The 17,575-nt window shown below is 67.4% G+C and carries 13 protein-coding genes; 9 read left to right on the forward strand and 4 right to left on the reverse strand.

Annotation, left to right across the window (positions count from 1 at the left end):
* Positions 1–23 precede the first annotated feature (23 nt).
* From AC1DXI_RS03290 to secA, 4 genes are all read left to right on the forward strand, one after another.
* Positions 24–989 (forward strand): ComF family protein, encoded by a 966-nt coding sequence (locus tag AC1DXI_RS03290; RefSeq protein ID WP_476937421.1) that lies wholly within the window; start codon positions 24–26, stop codon positions 987–989.
* 156 nt (positions 990–1,145) lie between these two features.
* A complete protein-coding gene (gene hpf / locus AC1DXI_RS03295) occupies positions 1,146–1,871 on the forward strand; it encodes a ribosome hibernation-promoting factor, HPF/YfiA family (protein WP_018775207.1) in 726 nt (241 codons plus the stop codon).
* Positions 1,872–1,904: 33 nt separating this feature from the next.
* On the forward strand, positions 1,905–3,122 hold the full coding sequence (locus tag AC1DXI_RS03300) for a winged helix-turn-helix domain-containing protein (RefSeq protein WP_476937422.1): 1,218 nt from the start codon (positions 1,905–1,907) through the stop codon (positions 3,120–3,122).
* Between the two features lie 103 nt (positions 3,123–3,225).
* Positions 3,226–5,964 (forward strand): preprotein translocase subunit SecA, encoded by a 2,739-nt coding sequence (secA, locus tag AC1DXI_RS03305; RefSeq protein ID WP_476937423.1) that lies wholly within the window; start codon positions 3,226–3,228, stop codon positions 5,962–5,964.
* 179 nt (positions 5,965–6,143) lie between these two features.
* Here secA and AC1DXI_RS03310 read toward each other — a convergent pair whose 3' ends face one another.
* Both AC1DXI_RS03310 and AC1DXI_RS03315 read right to left on the reverse strand, forming a co-directional pair.
* Positions 6,144–6,629 carry an Rv3235 family protein gene (locus tag AC1DXI_RS03310; RefSeq protein ID WP_476937424.1) on the reverse strand — a complete coding sequence of 162 codons (486 nt, stop codon included), beginning with the start codon at positions 6,627–6,629 and terminating at the stop codon, positions 6,144–6,146.
* A 182-nt stretch (positions 6,630–6,811) separates the two neighbouring features.
* Positions 6,812–7,621: a LysM peptidoglycan-binding domain-containing protein gene (locus tag AC1DXI_RS03315; protein ID WP_476937425.1), complete on the reverse strand. Its 810-nt coding sequence runs from the start codon at positions 7,619–7,621 to the stop codon at positions 6,812–6,814.
* Positions 7,622–7,802: 181 nt separating this feature from the next.
* Between AC1DXI_RS03315 and AC1DXI_RS03320 the strand changes: the two genes are divergently transcribed.
* On the forward strand, positions 7,803–8,372 hold the full coding sequence (locus tag AC1DXI_RS03320; RefSeq protein WP_476937426.1) for a hypothetical protein: 570 nt from the start codon (positions 7,803–7,805) through the stop codon (positions 8,370–8,372).
* Positions 8,373–8,386: 14 nt separating this feature from the next.
* Here the strand turns inward: AC1DXI_RS03320 and AC1DXI_RS03325 are convergent, their stop codons facing one another.
* Positions 8,387–8,608 (reverse strand): helix-turn-helix domain-containing protein, encoded by a 222-nt coding sequence (locus tag AC1DXI_RS03325; RefSeq protein WP_476937427.1) that lies wholly within the window; start codon positions 8,606–8,608, stop codon positions 8,387–8,389.
* A gap of 152 nt (positions 8,609–8,760) precedes the next feature.
* On the opposite strand from AC1DXI_RS03325, the gene AC1DXI_RS03330 reads away from it, so the two are divergent.
* Genes AC1DXI_RS03330 through AC1DXI_RS03345 form a run of 4 tightly spaced genes read left to right on the forward strand, consistent with a single transcriptional unit; the run spans position 8,761 to position 17,165 of the window.
* Entirely contained in the window at positions 8,761–9,405 is a 645-nt protein-coding gene (locus AC1DXI_RS03330) for a CpaB family protein (protein WP_476937428.1), read from the forward strand.
* Positions 9,402–10,727, forward strand: a complete 1,326-nt coding sequence (locus AC1DXI_RS03335; protein ID WP_476937429.1) for a CpaE/TadZ family protein — start codon at positions 9,402–9,404, stop codon at positions 10,725–10,727. The genes AC1DXI_RS03330 and AC1DXI_RS03335 overlap by 4 nt, the downstream gene beginning before the upstream one ends.
* Positions 10,728–10,784: 57 nt before the next feature.
* Positions 10,785–15,659, forward strand: a complete 4,875-nt coding sequence (locus AC1DXI_RS03340; RefSeq protein ID WP_476937430.1) for an NAD-glutamate dehydrogenase — start codon at positions 10,785–10,787, stop codon at positions 15,657–15,659.
* A 36-nt stretch (positions 15,660–15,695) separates the two neighbouring features.
* Positions 15,696–17,165: a sensor histidine kinase gene (locus tag AC1DXI_RS03345; protein ID WP_018775216.1), complete on the forward strand. Its 1,470-nt coding sequence runs from the start codon at positions 15,696–15,698 to the stop codon at positions 17,163–17,165.
* Positions 17,166–17,265: 100 nt separating this feature from the next.
* Here the strand turns inward: AC1DXI_RS03345 and AC1DXI_RS03350 are convergent, their stop codons facing one another.
* Positions 17,266–17,514: a WhiB family transcriptional regulator gene (locus AC1DXI_RS03350; RefSeq protein WP_003804966.1), complete on the reverse strand. Its 249-nt coding sequence runs from the start codon at positions 17,512–17,514 to the stop codon at positions 17,266–17,268.
* Positions 17,515–17,575: the final 61 nt, after the last annotated feature.

Below are 17,575 nucleotides of genomic sequence, written 5' to 3' on the forward strand. Positions count from 1 at the left end.
CGCCCCCGGTCCAGGATCGGAGGATGGGCAGCCACACCACCCGCGTCCCGGCCGCGGATCCTGACCTCGCCCCGGCCGCGGCCAGGGCGGCGCGACACCGCGGGAGCTACGCGCGGCCGCTGGCGAGGCTGGGGGACCGGACAGCCGACGCGGCGGCTGAGGTACTCGCCCTGGCCATTCCAGTGGACTGCGTCTGCTGCGGGGCGGAGGACTCGGCACTCTGCGGCGCGTGCTCCCGGAAGCTGCGCCTGCTGACGCTCAGGCCGTTCCGGGCAGAGGCCCAGGCTCCGGCCCTGATGGACATGGACGGGTCCGTGCTGCTGCCCGTGGTGGCGGCTGGGGCCTACCGGGCCGAGCTGGCGCAGTGCCTGCTGTCCTTCAAAAGCCACGGGCAGGCCCGGCTGGGCGCCGAGCTGGCCCGGGGCCTGGCGCGCGCCCTCCACGCCGCGGCCGGGCCCGGGCAGGAACTCGTCCTCGTCCCCGTGCCCACGAGCGCCGCCGCTTTCCGCATGCGGGGCTTCAGCCCCGTCCATCTCCTGCTCCGTCGGCTCGTCCGCGGCAATGAACTCGCAGGGTTCACCGTCGCGGACGCGCTGCGGAAATCCGTGCCGCCCGCGTGGACCACGAAGCCGCCGGCTTTGCCCCCGTGGGACCGGTTACGGGCCGGCCCCGCAGGGGCCCGCTCCCTGCCCGGCGGACAGAAGGGACTGGGCCGGGGTGAGCGCGCCCGGCGCGTGCGCGGATCCATGCGGGCCAGGTCTGGTCCGTGGCCTGCGCGAGTCGAAGGACGTCCCTGCATCATCGTCGATGACGTGCTGACCACCGGCGCCACCTTGGCGGAGGCGGCCCGTGCGCTCCGGGCCGCGGGGGCCATTGTCAGCGGCGCCGTTGTGCTGGCCGCGACACGCCCGCCGGCTCCCGCTGATGTCGGCGCCGCCAGCCCCGCGGCGGCGCGGATGATCGGCGGGAGCCAAAAAAATAAACCGTAAAAGGATGAATAACAGGTGTCTATGAACTAACGTCGAAGATGGGTACCAAGAACAGATGTACCTGTCGATAGCGGCTCGGAAAGGGGCTCGACTGTCAGTCAGATCGGCCCCCGGGAAGTACCGCCGTCGTGTCACCGAAGTCATTTGGAGGGCACCATGGAGTTCATGATCAGCGGACGCAACTTGACGGTCTCAGACCGGTTCCGCGAATATGCCGACGACAAGATCTCAAAGATCGCGTCGTTGGGAGACAAGGTCCAGAGGGTAGACGCGAAGGTCACCAAAGAGACCAAGGCCCGCCAGACCGCCGAATCGCTCACGGTTGAGTTGACAGTCCTGGGACGCGGCCCAGTAATCCGCGCAGAAGCGAGTGCCGCCGACAAGTTCGCTGCGTTCGATCTCGCTTACAACAAGCTTCTTGAACGCCTGCGCAGGGCCAGGGACCGCAGAAAGGTCCACCACGGCCGCCATACCCCCAAGTCCGTCACCGAAGCGACGGCAGCCCTGGAGCCGGCCAGCCCCAGCGAACCCCTCTACGTCGAGGCGGCGCAGCAGCAGGAGAGCCAGGCGACGGCGGCAGAGAAGTCGCCGTATGAGGTCGAGAACGATATTCCGGCCGGCGACTCGCCCGTGCTCATCCGCCGCAAGGTGTTCGCCGCGTCCCAGCTCACCCTCGATGACGCCGTCGACAACATGGAACTTGTGGGCCACGACTTCTATCTTTTCGTGGACAAGGAGACCAAGGCGCCGTCGGTCGTCTACCGCCGTGACGGCTGGACCTACGGGGTCATCTCCCTGGACCAGACGTGCGAGCCCGGACATTCGAGTCTGGAAGAGAAAATCCTGGCCTACCGTTCAGAGGATGAGCCCGCCAGCGCATAAGCTGGTGCAGACTTTTCCGACGAAGGGACTAACGTGCAAGCATCGCTGAGCCTGGCACAGGCACGGCGGATCGCGTTGGCAGCCCAGGGACTGGAGAAGGAACGGCCCACCGGACCCGTGAGTGCACGGGCGGTGGGCCGTACCTTTGCCCGGCTGCACCTGGTTCAGATCGACTCCGTCAATGTGGTGTCCCGCAGCCACTTCCTGCCCTTCTTCTCGCGGCTCGGCAACTACGACCGCACCATCCTGGCGCGCATGGCGGGGACCCACCCGCGCCGGATGATGGAGTACTGGGCCCACGAAGCCTGCTTCATCCGCCCGGACCACTTCCACGATCTCGTGCAGTGGCAGAGCCGCAAATGGGTGGGCGCGCATGCGATGGACCCCGAATTGCGCAACGGGGTGGCGGCCAAGGTGCTGGAAACCCTGGCCGGCGGGAAGCCGCTGACCGCCGCCGAACTGACAGCCCGGCTCGGCCACGTGGAGGACCAGCAGCGGGACAACTGGGGCTGGAACTGGAACGCCGTCAAAAGGGTGCTGGAACACCTCTTCGAAGAGGGCCTTGTCTCCGCATCCTCGCGGACCGAATCCTTCGAACGGCGCTACACCCTCACCGCCCGGGTGCTTCCCGGACCGGACGGGGAAGCGGCGGCACCCGAACCGGATGCGGCCGCCGCCATGGACCGGCTGATCGACGCCGCAGCCCAGGCCCACGGTATTGGGACCGTGCGGTGCTTCGCCGACTACTTCCGGACACCGCAGAAGGACGCCGCCGTGGCCGTCCGGAACCTTGTGGACAGCGGCCGGCTGCAGCCGGTCACGGTAGCCGGCTGGGACCGGCCCCTGTACCGCCACACGGAGGCGAAACTGCCGCGCTCAGCCACCGGCCGGGCGCTCCTGAGCCCCTTCGACTCCCTCGTGTTCGAACGCCGGCGGCTCGAGGAGCTCTTCGGGTTCCACTACCGGATCGAGATCTACACGCCCGAGCCGAAGCGGAAGTACGGCTACTACGTCCTGCCGTTCCTGCTCCGCGACGCGATCGTCGCACGGGTCGACCTCAAAGCGGACCGGGCCGGCGGGCGGCTCCTGGCCAGGGCCGCCCATGCGGAACCCGGCGCGCCGGAGGACACCGCCGTCGAACTCGCCGCGGAACTGCAGCTCATGGCAGAGTGGCTGGGACTGGACGACGTAGTTGTCTCGCCAACGGGGAACCTTGCGCCGGCGCTCGCCGAAGCCATGGCTGCCCGGTGAACCGTACTATCCGCTGTGAGGGAACAGGCGCCACCGGCGCGGCGTCTCTCCCGTAGACTAAACACGCCAGAATTCGGCAGCTTGAGACTGGGAGCAACTTCACGTGGCATCACTTATCGAAAAACTTCTCCGCACGGGTGACAAAAAAACCCTGCGGCAACTGCGGAACTATGCCGATTCCATCAATGCCCTGGAGAGCTCCTTCCAGACCTTCACGGACGCCGAGCTCCGTGAAGAAACTGACCGTCTGCGCGAACGCCACCAGGCCGGCGAGAAGCTCGACGATCTGCTGCCCGAAGCGTTCGCGGCTGTACGCGAGGCCTCGTCCCGTACCCTCGGCATGCGCCACTTCGATGTCCAGCTCATGGGCGGCGCCGCCCTGCACCTGGGCAACATCGCCGAAATGAAGACCGGTGAAGGCAAGACCCTGGTGGCCACCGCTCCGGCCTACCTCAACGCCCTCACCGGCAAAGGCGTCCACGTCGTCACCGTGAACGACTACCTCGCCGAATACCAGTCCGACCTCATGGGCCGCGTCTACCGCTTCCTCGGCCTCACCAGCGGCTGCATCCTCTCCAACCAGGACCCTGCGCTGCGCCGCGAGCAGTACGCCGCGGACATCACGTACGGAACGAACAACGAATTCGGCTTCGACTACCTGCGCGACAACATGGCGTGGGACAGCTCGGAACTCGTCCAGCGCGGCCACCATTTCGCCATCGTCGACGAAGTGGACTCTATCCTCATCGACGAGGCCCGCACCCCGCTCATCATCTCCGGTCCGGCGCAGGGGGACACCAACCGCTGGTACAGCGAATTCGCCAAGGTGGTCATGCGCCTGCAGGCCGAGACTGACTACGAGGTCGATGAGAAGAAGCGCACCGTCGGTGTCCTCGAGGCCGGCATTGAAAAGGTCGAGGACTACCTCGGCATCCACAACCTTTACGAGTCCGCCAACACGCCGCTGATCGGCTTCCTGAACAACGCCATCAAGGCCAAGGAGCTGTTCAAGCGCGACAAGGACTACGTCATCCTCGACGGCGAGGTGCTGATCGTCGATGAGCACACCGGACGTATTCTCGCCGGCCGCCGTTACAACGAAGGCATGCACCAGGCCATCGAAGCCAAGGAAGGCGTCGAGATCAAGGCCGAGAACCAGACGCTCGCCACCGTCACGCTGCAGAACTACTTCCGCATGTACGACAAGCTCGCGGGCATGACCGGCACGGCCGAGACCGAGGCCGCCGAGTTCATGAGCACCTACAAGCTCGGCGTTGTTGCCATCCCCACCAACCGTGACATGACACGGATCGACCAGGCCGACCTGGTCTACAAGAACGAGACCGTCAAATTCGACGCAGTCGTCAAGGACATCGCCGAACGCCACGAAAACGGCCAGCCTGTCCTCGTCGGCACCACCAGCGTCGAGAAGAGCGAATACCTCTCCCGGCTGCTGGCCAAGGAAGGCGTCCGGCACGAGGTCCTGAACGCCAAGAACCATGCCCGTGAAGCGTCCATCGTGGCCCAGGCCGGCCGCAAGGCCGCCGTCACGGTCGCGACCAACATGGCCGGCCGCGGTACCGACATCATGCTCGGCGGCAACGCAGAATTCACCGCCGTCGCCGAAATGGCCAAACGCGGCCTGGACCCGGAGGAGAACTCCGAGGAATACGAGGCCGCATGGCCCGAGGTCTTCGAAGCCGCCAAGCAGTCCGTCAAGGACGAACACGAGGAAGTCCTGAACCTGGGCGGACTCTACGTGCTCGGCACTGAACGGCACGAGTCCCGCCGCATCGACAACCAGCTCCGCGGCCGTTCCGGACGCCAGGGCGACCCCGGCGAGTCCCGGTTCTACCTCTCGCTGACCGATGACCTGATGCGCCTGTTCAACTCCGGCGCGGCCGAGCGGCTCATGAACAGCTCCGTACCGGACGACGTCGCCCTCGAATCCAAGCTCGTCTCGCGCGCCATCGCCTCGGCCCAGGGCCAGGTGGAGGGCCGCAACGCCGAACAGCGCAAGAACGTGCTGAAGTACGACGACGTCCTGAACCGCCAGCGCGAGGCAATCTACGGTGACCGCCGCCGCATCCTCGAAGGCGATGACCTCCACGAGAAGGTCCAGTACTTCCTGGAAGACACCATCAACGCCTTCATCGACGAAGCCACAGCCGAGGGCACTGGCGATGACTGGGACTTCAACCTCCTGTGGTCGAATCTCAAGACTCTCTACCCCGTGAGCTTCTCTCCGCGCGACGTCATTGACGAGGCCGGCGGCAAGTCCCGGATCACGGTCGACTTCCTCCGGGAAGAGATCCTCTCCGATGCCCGTCTGGTGTACCAGGCCAGGGAGCAGGCGATTGGCTCCGAGAGCATGCGCGAACTGGAGCGCCGGGTTGTCCTGTCCGTCATCGGGCGCAAGTGGCAGGAACACCTCTACGAGATGGACTACCTCAAGGAGGGCATCGGGCTGCGCGCCATGGCCCAGCGTGACCCCCTGGTGGAGTACCAGCGCGAGGGCTTCATCATGTTCCAGGCCATGATGGAGGCCATCCGCGAGGAGAGTGTCGGCTTCCTGTTCAACCTCGACGTCGAAGTGACACCGGCGGAGGACGTTGTGGTGGCGGACGCCGAGGGCCAGCACACAGAACACCACGAGCCGCAGATCCATGCTGCCGGACTCGAAGCCCCGGAGAAACCTGCGCAGCTGCAGTACACCGCCCCTGGCGAGGACGGTGCCGCCCAGACCCGGATCGAGGCGAAGGTCTCCGGACGTTCGGGAAATCCGGCCAAGGCCGCGGCGCAGGACATTGGCCGCCGCACTGCAAAGAAGAAGCGGCGCTAGGCTCGACGCAAACACGGGAGGACCGGAGCATTTGCTCCGGTCCTCCCGTGTTTGCGCCTCCTTTCCTTGACAGGCCGGGCTTTTCCTTGCGGGCCGGGGCCGGTCCCGCAGGTTCCTGCCCATTGCTGCCGTCGGCCCGCTACTGGCTTCCGCCGGCTTTCCGCCTCCGGCCCTGCCGTTCAGCCGATCTCCAGCACGGTGACGCGCCAGGCCGCCGTGCCGCGCTCCAGCCGCAGCGCGACTGCGCGGACCCGTGTTTCCTCGACCACCACCGCGCTGGCCTCGTAGACGTCATCCGATACGCGGCAGGCCCGGACGGACCGGACGGACGGGTTGCGGTGCAGCCTGCCCGCCGTTGGCGAGCTGCCGGAGGCAACCCGGCGGGTGAGTGCGGCGCGGTGCTGCAGGGCAGCCAGGCAGCGCGGGTCCAGGCGCCGGGAGAGCTGCTGTGCGGGCCGCGTGCCGGCCAGCACTTCGATCGCTGCCTGCACGGTGCTGCGGGAAATCGCGCAAATCTCGCGGGCCTCGTCAACAACGCGCAGCGGCGGCGGGGCCGCGGCGGCGTGGTTGGCCGCTGGTGTTGCCGTGCCGGACACGACCCGGAGGGCGGGGGCGTGCGGGACAGGGGTCGCCGCGGCTGAGCGGATCCCGGTGACTGCGTTCATGACGGTTCCTTTGCTGATGGCTGATGGCTAATGCGGGTGGCTGGTGCGTGTGCGGCCAGCTGGTGCCGGATGAACTTCCGGCCGGCCCGTGCTGTGGTCTTCGGTGTAGCCGGAGCCGGAGCCGGAGCCGGGCGCGGGGCAGGGCGCGGGGCAGGGGCTGCGGCCCGTGGTGCGGCGCGCGCCTAGCGTGGCGGCGGGAGGACCAGGACCTGTCCGGGCCGCAGCAAGTGCGGGTCGGCTCCGATAGCGTCGCGGTTGCCCGCATAGAGCCGGGGCCACTCCCTGGCGATGTCGGCGTCGGAAGCCAACGGCCCCAGCGCCGCCGCGGCGATGCTCCACAGCGAATCGCCGGACCGGACCGTGACCTCTCTGCGGGCGCCGGGGATGTCCCGCGCGCGCACATGGCGTGCAGCCAATGGTCCGGCATCCACGATGGGGCTCAGTGGCTTCCACCGCGGATCCAGCGCGGTACCGGCCCCCGGCCCTTGCGGGTCCGGCGCCACGGCCTGCCCGGGCGACAGTGTCCACGAAGCCGACACCGCTGCCGGGCCGGGCCGGTCCGGCCCGGCCACGCCGGGCGCAGTGGCCGCGTTGGCCAGCGGCGCTGTCAGCAGCTGCAGCCCGACGGCGGCGAGCACCAGCCGCCGCATGAACGCCGGGCTGAACCGGGCCGTGGCGGCCGCCGCGCGGGTCCTGCCGAAGCGGTCCAGCAGTGCCGCCGCGACGGCGATGGCGAGCGACATCACCCACCAGGTGATGACAATCAGCCCGGCCGTATTTGCCACGATCCCCACCTGGTCCTCGAAGGACAGTGACTGCCGGCGCGCCGAGCCGGACTGCCAGCGCTGAATGAGGAAACTTCCCGTAGCCGCGAGGAAGATCCCGAGCAGCAGGATGACGGCGGCCATGGCGGCGTCGGCCCGAACTGTCTGTCTTGGCAGGGCGCCGGGCAGGGGTCGGGCCCCGGGTTGCGGTGTTGCTGTCCGGTCCATGGGCTGTTTCCTCCAGTCAGAATGAATATCTTTTGATACTGTTTGATGTAGTTTGATTATGCTTAATACTGTTTAACAAAGTGTGATCCCATTGCGTCCCGTTTGTCTAGGTTCAGTCCGTGCCTGTGGACAGGGTTGCCTACGGATTGACCGGTGCGGGAGGCCCGCCTACGCTGGCGCCATGCGGTGGGATGCCTTGTTTGAGGACATGGAGGGACAGCTGGCTGGGCGCCAGCGGCTGGAATTTGAGGCCGAAATAGCCGAGCGTGCACTGGTGGACTCTGCGGGAGTGGAGCTCGCGGACCGGCTCCGGGGGTCCCTCGGGCTCAGTATCCGCGTGCACCTGTCCTCGGGGAGGGCGTTCGAGGGAGTGTTGAGCCATGCGGGCAGCGAAGCCCTGGTCCTTGACGAGCCCCAGCACCAGGTACTCATTCCCTACGCCGCGGTGGCGCACTATGGGGGTCTTTCGCGGGTGGCGGTCTCCGAACCGTCAATCGTCCGTCGGCGGCTCGGTTTGGGCAGCGCCCTCCGGGGACTCGCCAGAAACCGTGCGCCGGTGACGATATTTGTCGCTCACGATGGGGCGGATGCCGGGCTCCATGGCGTCATTGACACAGTCGGCAGGGACTTCTTGGACCTCGCCGTGACACGGGAGGGCGGGGAACGGACTCCGGCGAACGCCCGGCAGGTGGTGGCCATTCCCTTCGGCGCCCTCGCGGGCATCAGATCCGTTGGTGCCGCAGGCGGCTAGTCAGCCCGCCAGGTTCAACTTCCGGCGGACTTCGCCTTGGCCTCTTCGATCATGCGGCTGGCCTCGGCGTAGCGCTCCTGGATGTACTGCTCGAGCATCGTCTCCTCGACGCGCCACTGGCCGCGCCCGCCCACCTGGATTGCCTTCAGCTCGCCGCTGCGAACCAGTGCGTAGGCGGCCGGAGAGTTGATCTGGAGCTGCTCGGCAACGTCAGCGAGAGTCAGGAATCGGGGCATGAATCCATTTTGCCACCGTTGAGGCCTACTGGTGCCGTTATCCACAGTTTGCGCCTGTTTGGCCTTGGATCTTCCACCAGGGCGGCCCGGGCGCAACAATAGGGGTGCCCGGCATCCCGGGAACGGACGGCGACGACAGGGGGAGCGGACGCATGAGTGGAAGCGCGGCAGCCGGAGGGGCCCGTTTGAAAAGGCCGTCCTGGAAAGACCCCCGGCTCCTCGTCGGAATCCTGCTCGTCCTGGCATCCGTGGTGGGCGTGGTCTCGCTGGTCGGTGCCGCGGACCAGACCACGGAAGCGTATGCAGCGCGGGAGCCGATCGCCGTGGGGGAGACGCTGACAGCCGACAAACTGCACCGGGTCAAGGTACGGCTCGGGGAGTTGGAACAGCACTACCTGACCCCGGAGGCCGGCCTGGATGCCGGACTCGTGGCCGTGCAGCGGATCGGCAAGGACCAGTTGCTGCCGCGCGAGAGTGTCGGGCAACTGGACGGGCTGAACCGCAAGCCGGTCGCCGTCACCGTCGAGGAGAACCTTCCCGCCCAGGCCGTGGCGGGCTCGCGCGTGGATGTCTGGGTAGCCTTGCCGGATACCCGCAACGGCTTCAGCGAGCCCACCCTGCTCCTCTCCGGCGCCGAAATTGCCCAGATCACCTCGGGCAGCACGGCCCTGGGCTCCTCCCGCTCCACGGTGGTCATGGTGCTCGTCCCGGACGCCCAGATGCCCAAGCTGCTGGGGGCCCAGGCCAACAAAGCAAAGATCGCGGTCGTGTGGAACCCGGGCGGTACCGCGCGATGAGCATTCCCGTGGTGACCGTGGGGGACTCCCGCGATGACCTGGTCGGCGGACTCGAGCGGCTGCACGGGCCTGTGTCCGTTGTCCGGCGGTGCAGCGAGCTGGCGGAACTGCTGGCCGCCTGCCAGAGCGGGTTGGCCCGCGCCGCCGTCGTAGCGGCCGGCAGCGAAGAGCTGACGGCCTCGCTGGTGGACCGGCTGTCCGCCGTTGGCGTCGTCGTTATCGCCCTGACCGACAACCCTGAGGAAACGGTCCGCCTGCGGACCATTGGCGTGGCAGCGGAAGCCCGCGCCATTGATGCCGCGGCCCTGGCGGCGCGGATTTCCGCGGCGGTGGCGCAGCTCAGCGGCGCCGGAGACGGGCCGGGGCTGGCCGCGGGTGACGGCGCCTCGTCCGTCGCCGTCGCGGCCGCAGGGCACGTGCTGCGGTCCTCCGGGGCGCCCCCAGCCACCGCAACCCCAGCCGCGAGGGGCCGGATCATTGCGGTCTGGGGCCCGGCCGGCGCGCCGGGCCGGACCCTGGTGGCCGCCAACATCGCGGGGGAGCTGGCCGCGGAAGGCCAATCCGTGCTGCTGGTCGACGCCGACAGTTACGGTGCCAGCGTGGCCGCCCTCCTGGGTCTGCTTGACGAGGCCGCCGGGCTGGCCCAGGCCTGCCGGCTGGCAGACCAGGGTCTGCTCGACGCCGATGCCCTGCTCAGGATCGCCACGACGGTGCCGACCAAGGCCGGGACAATGCGGGTACTCACCGGCATCACACGGGCGGACCGCTGGACGGAACTGCGCGCTGCGGCCCTCACACTGGTGCTGGACCGTGCCCGGGAGATTGCGGATGTCACTGTGGTGGACACCGGCTTCTGCCTCGAAACCGATGACGCGCTGGGCTTTGACAGTGGCGCGCCGCGCCGCAACGCCGCGACCCTGCGAAGCCTGGAACTGGCCGACACGGTCTTTGCCGTCGGGGCAGCGGACTCCATCGGGGTGCCGAGGCTCGTCCGCGGCCTCGCCGAACTCCGGACGGCCGTCCCGCAGGCATCGCCCCACGTGGTCCTGAATAAAGTCAGAACCTCCGCCGTTGGACGCTCGCCAGAACGTCAGCTGCGGGCCGCCTGGGAGCGGTACGGCCCCTCGGCGCCGTTGTCGGCGTTCCTGCCCTCCGACCCCGCCGCGAGCGACGCCGCCCTCCTGTCGGGGGCACTTTTGCTCGAATCCGCCCCTGAATCCGAGCTGCGGCATGCGATCGCCACTTTGGTTTGTGCACCTGCCCAGCGAATCAAGAAATCCTTTGTCTTTTCTTCCACAGCACGACGCCGGGCAAAGGGTTAGTGTCAACGTAAGGGCCGCAAAGAGGCGGCTGTGAACTTCTTTTATGGAGGCGTTTCGATGTCGTCTGGGTCCAGCGTGGAGGATCAGCCCGTTTCGATCGGTAGTAGCGAAAGCTACCTCGGGGATTACTACGAGCACCTCGCGGAGGAGGATTTCCGGGCCTATCCCCAGGAAGTCCTGACGGCAAGGACCGAAACCCACCGCCAGATCGCGGCGACGCGGAAGCCGGGCATCGCGAACATCGCCCTCCGTGACGAGGCCGACTGCAGCGTCCTGTACATCGTCACCGATGACATGCCCTTCCTCGTGGATTCCGTCAACGCCGAGCTGGTCCGCCAGAACGCGCCCATCCACCTCGTGCTGCACCCGCTTTTCGTGGTGACCCGCAACCGGGAGACCGGCGATCTCGTCAAGGTGGCGCGCGTCCCCTCTCACCTGGGCATCTCCAGCGGTGACACGGCGGCCATGCCGAACCTCTCCCACCTGATCGCCGAGGGCGACAACGCCTCGCACATGGAATCCTGGATCGCCGTCGAGATCGACCTCGTCGACGAGGAGAAGCGCGCGGAACTGGTCAAGGGAATCTCCCGCGTGCTTGGCGACGTCCGCGCCGCCGTCGAAGACTGGCCCAAGATGCGCACGAAGGCCCTGGAGATCTCCGCGGATCTGGACCGGGTGGCCAACCGGGCGCAGATTGCCGAGCTGCGGCAGGCCCAGGACCTGCTTCGCTGGCTCGATGACGGGAACTTCACTTTCCTCGGCTACCGCGAATACGACCTCGTAAACGAATCCGGCGAGGATGTCCTCGAACTGCGCGAGGAAAGCGGCCTCGGCCTGCTCCGCGCCGGCGCGGACGCCCGACAGGTCCAGCACCTCACCGAGGCCGGCCGGAAGAAGGCCCGCGAGAAGCGCGCGCTCGTGATCACGAAGGCGAACTCCCGCTCCACCGTGCACCGCCCGGCGTACCTGGACTACATCGGCGTCAAGAGCTTCGACGCCGCCGGCAACGTCAACGGGGAACGCCGCTTCATCGGCCTGTTCGCCACGACCGCCTACGCCGGTTCCGTCCGCGATATCCCCGTCGTCCGGGAAAAAGTGGCCGCTGTCCTCAGCGACGCCGGCTTCCCGCCGGACTCGCACTCGGGCAAGGACCTGCTGGGCATCCTTGAAACCTATCCGCGCGATGAGCTCTTCCAGATCGAAATCCCGGACCTCGCCGCCATCGCCACCGGCATCCAGCGGCTGCAGGAGCGCCGCCGGACGCGGCTCTTCCTCCGCCCCGACATCTACGGCCGCTTCATGTCAGCCGTCGTCTATCTGCCCCGCGACCGCTACACCACCAACGTCCGCCTGCGCATTGAGCAGGAACTGCGGGAGACCTTCAACGCCGTCTCCATCGACTACGAGGCGCGCATGACAGAGTCCGCTCTGGCCCGCCTCTTCTTCCGGATCCGGCTGCCCAAGGACGCCGACGTCAGCAACGTCAACAGCGACGAGCTGGAGAAGCGCCTGGTCCGGGCCGCCCGTTCCTGGGGCGAAGGCATTTCCGAAGTTCTGCGCGCCCGCGGCGACGGCGGGGACGCCGGCACCAAGGAGAGCGGCGCCAAGGAACTGGCAGCCGTCTGGGCAGAAGCATTCCCGGCCGGCTACCGGGTGGACTACGAGATCGAAGACGCGCTGCAGGACATCGACCGCTTCGAAAAGTACGGTGCCGCGGCCGAACGTGCCGGCGAAGCCGTCAAGGAGCACCCCGGTGTCCACGTGTACCTCCCCGATGGCGCCGGAGCCACACTGGAAGAGGACGCCCGGGTCAAGCTCTACATGCTGGAGCCGAAGAGCCTGAGCCAGATCCTGCCGTACTTCCACAACCTCGGCCTCGAGGTCCTGGACGAACGCCCGTTCGAGATCGAGACCGCGGATCACCGGGACTTCTTCCTCTACGACCTTGGCCTCAAGTACCCCGCCGGCGTGGATCCCCAAGCCACCGGCCAGCTGCTGGGTGAGTTCTTCGGCGCCGCCGTGACCGGCGCCGTGGAATCCGACAGCTTCGACCGGCTGGTGCTGCGGGAGGGCATGCACTGGCGCCAGGTGGTCGTACTGCGCGCTTACGCCAAGTACATGCGGCAGATGGGCAACACCAACTCCTTCGGATTCCTGGCTGACACCCTGCTGGCGAACCCGGATGTCACCAGGGGACTCAGCGCCCTGTTCACAGCGCGGTTCGACCCGGCGCTCAGCGACGCCGACCGTGTGCTCAGGGAAGTAGAGGTCCTCGCCGGCCTGGATGCAGCGATCGAGCAGGTCGCGACCCTCGATGCCGACCGCGTGCTGCGCACGTTCAAGAACCTCATCCAGGCCACGCTCCGCACGAACTACTTCCAGAACAAGCCCCACCTGAGCTTCAAACTGGATCCGTCCCTGATCGAGGGCCTGCCGTTCCCGCGGCCCATGTTCGAGATCTKGGTCTACTCGCCCCGGGTCGAGGGCGTACACCTGCGCTTCGGCAAGGTGGCCCGCGGCGGCCTGCGCTGGTCGGACCGGCGTGAGGACTTCCGCACTGAAATCCTGGGCCTGGTGAAGGCGCAGACCGTCAAGAACGCCGTCATTGTCCCGACGGGTGCCAAGGGCGGCTTCTACGCCAAGCAGCTCCCGGACCCCGCGGCAGACCGCAGCGCCTGGATGGCCGAAGGTGTCGAGAGCTACAAAACGTTCATCCGCGGACTCCTGGACATCACGGACAACCTGATCGTGACGCCCGCGGGCGAAACCGTCCGGCCCCCGGCCGACGTCGTGCGCCATGACGACGACGATTCCTACCTCGTGGTCGCGGCCGACAAGGGCACGGCGTCCTTCTCCGACATCGCCAACGGACTGGCCGGCGAATACGGCTTCTGGCTCGGCGACGCCTTCGCCTCCGGCGGCTCCGTCGGCTACGACCACAAGGCCATGGGCATCACCGCCCGCGGCGCGTGGGAGTCGGTCAAGCGCCACTTCAGCGAACTGGACCTCGACACCCAGGCCGAGCCCTTCACCGTGGTGGGCGTCGGCGACATGTCCGGCGACGTATTCGGCAACGGCATGCTGCTCTCCAAGCACATCCGCCTGCTGGCCGCCTTCGACCACCGGCACATCTTCCTCGACCCCACCCCGGACGAGGCAACGTCCTACGCGGAGCGCCAGCGGCTCTTCGAGCTGCCCCGGTCCTCCTGGGATGACTACAACAAGTCGCTCATCAGCGAAGGCGGCGGCGTCTTTGCCCGGCAGGCCAAGTCGATCCCCGTGTCCGCGCAGGTCCGCGCCGCCCTCGGCCTCCCGGAGGGAACCACGGAGCTGAGCCCGCCGGAGCTCCTGCGCGCCATCCTCCTCGCCCCGGCCGACCTGCTCTACAACGGCGGCATCGGCACCTACGTCAAGGCCAGCACTGAAACGAATGCCGAGGTCGGTGACAAGGCCAACGACGCCATCCGCGTGGACGGCCGCGAACTGCGGGTCAAGGTGGTCGGGGAAGGTGGAAACCTGGGGATGACCCAGCGCGGACGCATCGAGGCCGCGCTGCAGGGCGTCATCCTCAACACGGACGCGATCGACAACTCGGCCGGCGTGGACTGCTCGGACCACGAGGTCAACATCAAGATCTTCGTGGACCGGATGGTGGCGGCAGGCAAGCTTGAGCCCGCCGAGCGTGCGGACTTCCTGGCCTCGATGACCGACGAGGTCGGCCGGCTGGTGCTCGAGGACAACATCGACCAGAACATCCTGCTCCTCAACGACCGGATGCGGGTCTCCGAATGGAGCCCCAGCTACGAACGGCTCATGGACTGGCTGGAAAAGTCTGCGGACCTCAAGCGGGACTTGGAGGCGCTGCCCACCACGGACACGCTGCGGGAGCGCCTGGAACAGGGCCAGGGGCTGACCTCCCCGGAGCTGTCGGTCCTGGCCGCCTACGCCAAGATCGAACTTGCCACCGCGCTGCGCGACAGCGACCTCGCCGATGACCCGTGGTTCCGCATGACGCTGCGGGCCTACTTCCCGGAGCAGCTGCGGGAGAGGTTCGACGCCGAACTGGACACCCACCCGCTGCGCCGCGAAATCATCGCGACCGTGGTTGCCAACGACATGATCAACCTCGGCGGCATCACCTTCGCGTTCCGTGCCATCGAGGAAACCTCGGCCACGGAGGCGGCCGTCGCCAAGGCGTTCGTGGCCCTCCGCGAGGTCTACGAGCTGGACATCATGGTCAAGGAACTCAACGAACTGCCGGCGTCGTTCCCGACCGAACACTGGAGCACCGTCCACCTGGACATCCGGCGGCTGCTGGACCGCGCCGTCCGGTGGCTTCTCGGCCAGGGCTCGGCGTCCCGCCCGATCGCCGAGATCGTGGCCGAATTCAAGCCGCTGATGGATCCCATGCGGGCCCGGCTGCTCGACTACCTCCGGGGCGACGACCGCGCCCGCGTGGCCGAATGGCTGGAGAAGGCCCGCAGCTGGGACCTTCCGGAAGACCTGGCTCACCGGTGGGCGGAACTGTTCGAGAGCTTCGTGCTCCTGGACATCGCCAAGATCGTCCACGGCAGCAAGGAATCCGTGGCCGATATTGCCCACGTGTACTACACCGTCTTCAACCGCTTCCATGCAGATTCCCTCCTCGAACGCATCACCAAGCTGCCGAGGGAGGACCGCTGGCAGGCCCTGGCCCGTGCAGCCCTGCGCGATGACCTCTACTCCACCGTCTCGGACATGACGACGGCGGTGCTGGAGTGCACCCCCGCCGGGACTCCCGCGGAGGAGCGGCTGGCGGTCTGGGAGGGCCAGAACGCGGAGCAGCTGGGCCGGGCGAAGTCAATGTTTGACGAGGTCAATGCGCTCGAGGCCGATGACATGGCCTCACTGTCGGTAGCATTGAGGCTCTTGAGGTCAATCGTCCGACGCTAAGGGGCTGCCGTCCCTGGCGTCGCAAATGGAGGTGCTGTGGCAATCTTTACGGACCCAATCAGGGAACATGCTGATTTCGGCCCGGGGGACGCCGAATGGCTGCATCTCCTGGTCGGCGACTGGCAGATGGTCGCCGATCTCGCGTTCGCCGACCTTGCCCTGTGGTTTCCGCATCCTGAGTTCGGCTATGTGGCACTGGCCCACGTCCGCCCCTCCACCACGCACACGGTGTTCCACGCCGACTTCGTGGGGGAGGGGATCCGGTCGGACCTGCAGCCGCTGGTCGACAAGGCGTGGGAGAGCCGCGCGATCGAGCGCTCCAACGAGACCAACTGGAGCAGCGACATGGCGCTGCGGGTTGAGGCGGTCCCGATGGTCCGCAACGGCCGTACCCTGGCGATCGTGACCTCCCACATGGACCTTTCGAGTTCGCGGATGCCCTCCCGGCTCGAGCTCACCTACCGGCAATGCGCGTACGATCTGCTGCGCATGGGAACCCTGGGGCTGTGGCCGGACTTCGCGTCGCCCACGGGCTCGCGCCGGGGCGCTCCCCGCGTGGGTGACGGTTTGATCAGGCTCGACGCCGAGGGGATCGTGCAGTACGCCAGCCCCAACGGGGTCTCGGCGTTCCGCCGCCTCGGCGACGGCGAGTCGCTCGAGGGCCGGTCCCTGGCCGAGGTCACTGCCGGGCTCTTGCGGGACCGGCGCATGGTTGATGAAACACTGCCACTCGTCGTCACCGGCCGGATGCCGTGGCGCAGTGAAATCGAGTCACGGGGCGTGAGTCTTTCGCTGCGCGCGATCCCGCTGCGCGACGAACAGCAGCGCTTCGGCGCCTTGGTCCTGTGCCGGGACGTCTCGGAGCTGCGCCGCCGGGAGATGGAGCTGGTCACCAAGGACGCCACGATCCGCGAAATCCATCACCGGGTGAAGAACAACCTGCAGACTGTCGCGGCCCTCCTGCGGATGCAGTCGCGGCGCATGGTCAGTGACGAGGCCAAGCAGGGACTCGAGCAGGCCATGCGGCGGGTGGCGACCATTGCCCTCGTGCATGAGACGCTCTCGCAGGGCCTGACGCAGAGCGTTGATTTTGACGAACTCATCGGCCGCCAGTTCCGGCTCTCGGCCGAGGTCGCCTCGCCTTCGCAGCAGGTCAAGACGCAGCGTTCGGGCCTCTTCGGCGAACTGCCGAGCGACTTCGCCACACCGCTGGCCCTCGTCATCAACGAACTGGTCACGAACGCCGTCGAGCACGGGCTGGAGGGGAGGACCGGCACTGTCTGGCTGCTCGCCGACCGGTCTGAGAGCGAGGACGGGGATGAACTTCTCACGGTGACAGTGGAGGACGACGGCGTCGGACTGCCGGACACGCCGTATGTCGAGGGTCTGGGCCTGCAGATTGTCCGCACACTGGTCATGAGTGAACTCGGTGGCACCATCCACTGGCAGGGAAGGGATGGCGGGGGAACGGCAGTCCAGATTGTCCTGAGCCTGACGCCGCGCTGACAGCTTGGCGCCCGCTTAAACGGAGAATGGCCGCGGACCTGTGGGTCCGCGGCCATTGCTGCAGGGTAGGACGATGGCTGCCGGCACTCCGGCAGCAGGCTTAGGAGGCGCGCCGTGCCCGCGCTGCGCGGCGCTTGAGGGCGCGGCGCTCGTCCTCGCTCATGCCGCCCCACACTCCGGCATCCTGGCCGGATTCCAATGCCCATTGCAGGCAGGTGTCCACGACGGGGCAGCGCCGGCAAACACTTTTCGCTTCCTCGATCTGCAGGAGGGCAGGGCCGGTGTTTCCTACGGGGAAAAACAGCTCCGGGTCCTTGTCAAGGCAGGCTGCGCGGTTACGCCAATCCATGCTGATCAGTCACTCCATTCCTGGGAACTCGTTAAATGCCTTTGTGAAATTATTCACTAGA

Source organism: Arthrobacter sp. P1_H7 (assembly GCF_056405215.1).

Coding starts and splice junctions, on each gene's coding strand:
- AC1DXI_RS03325 (WP_476937427.1), bottom strand. CDS start 8,608: ATGCCCCGATTCCTGACTCTCGCTGACGTTGCCGAGCAGCTCCAGATC.
- hpf (WP_018775207.1), top strand. CDS start 1,146: ATGGAGTTCATGATCAGCGGACGCAACTTGACGGTCTCAGACCGGTTC.
- AC1DXI_RS03320 (WP_476937426.1), top strand. CDS start 7,803: ATGCGGTGGGATGCCTTGTTTGAGGACATGGAGGGACAGCTGGCTGGG.
- AC1DXI_RS03335 (WP_476937429.1), top strand. CDS start 9,402: ATGAGCATTCCCGTGGTGACCGTGGGGGACTCCCGCGATGACCTGGTC.
- AC1DXI_RS03310 (WP_476937424.1), bottom strand. CDS start 6,629: ATGAACGCAGTCACCGGGATCCGCTCAGCCGCGGCGACCCCTGTCCCG.
- AC1DXI_RS03290 (WP_476937421.1), top strand. CDS start 24: ATGGGCAGCCACACCACCCGCGTCCCGGCCGCGGATCCTGACCTCGCC.
- AC1DXI_RS03330 (WP_476937428.1), top strand. CDS start 8,761: ATGAGTGGAAGCGCGGCAGCCGGAGGGGCCCGTTTGAAAAGGCCGTCC.
- AC1DXI_RS03350 (WP_003804966.1), bottom strand. CDS start 17,514: ATGGATTGGCGTAACCGCGCAGCCTGCCTTGACAAGGACCCGGAGCTG.
- AC1DXI_RS03315 (WP_476937425.1), bottom strand. CDS start 7,621: ATGGACCGGACAGCAACACCGCAACCCGGGGCCCGACCCCTGCCCGGC.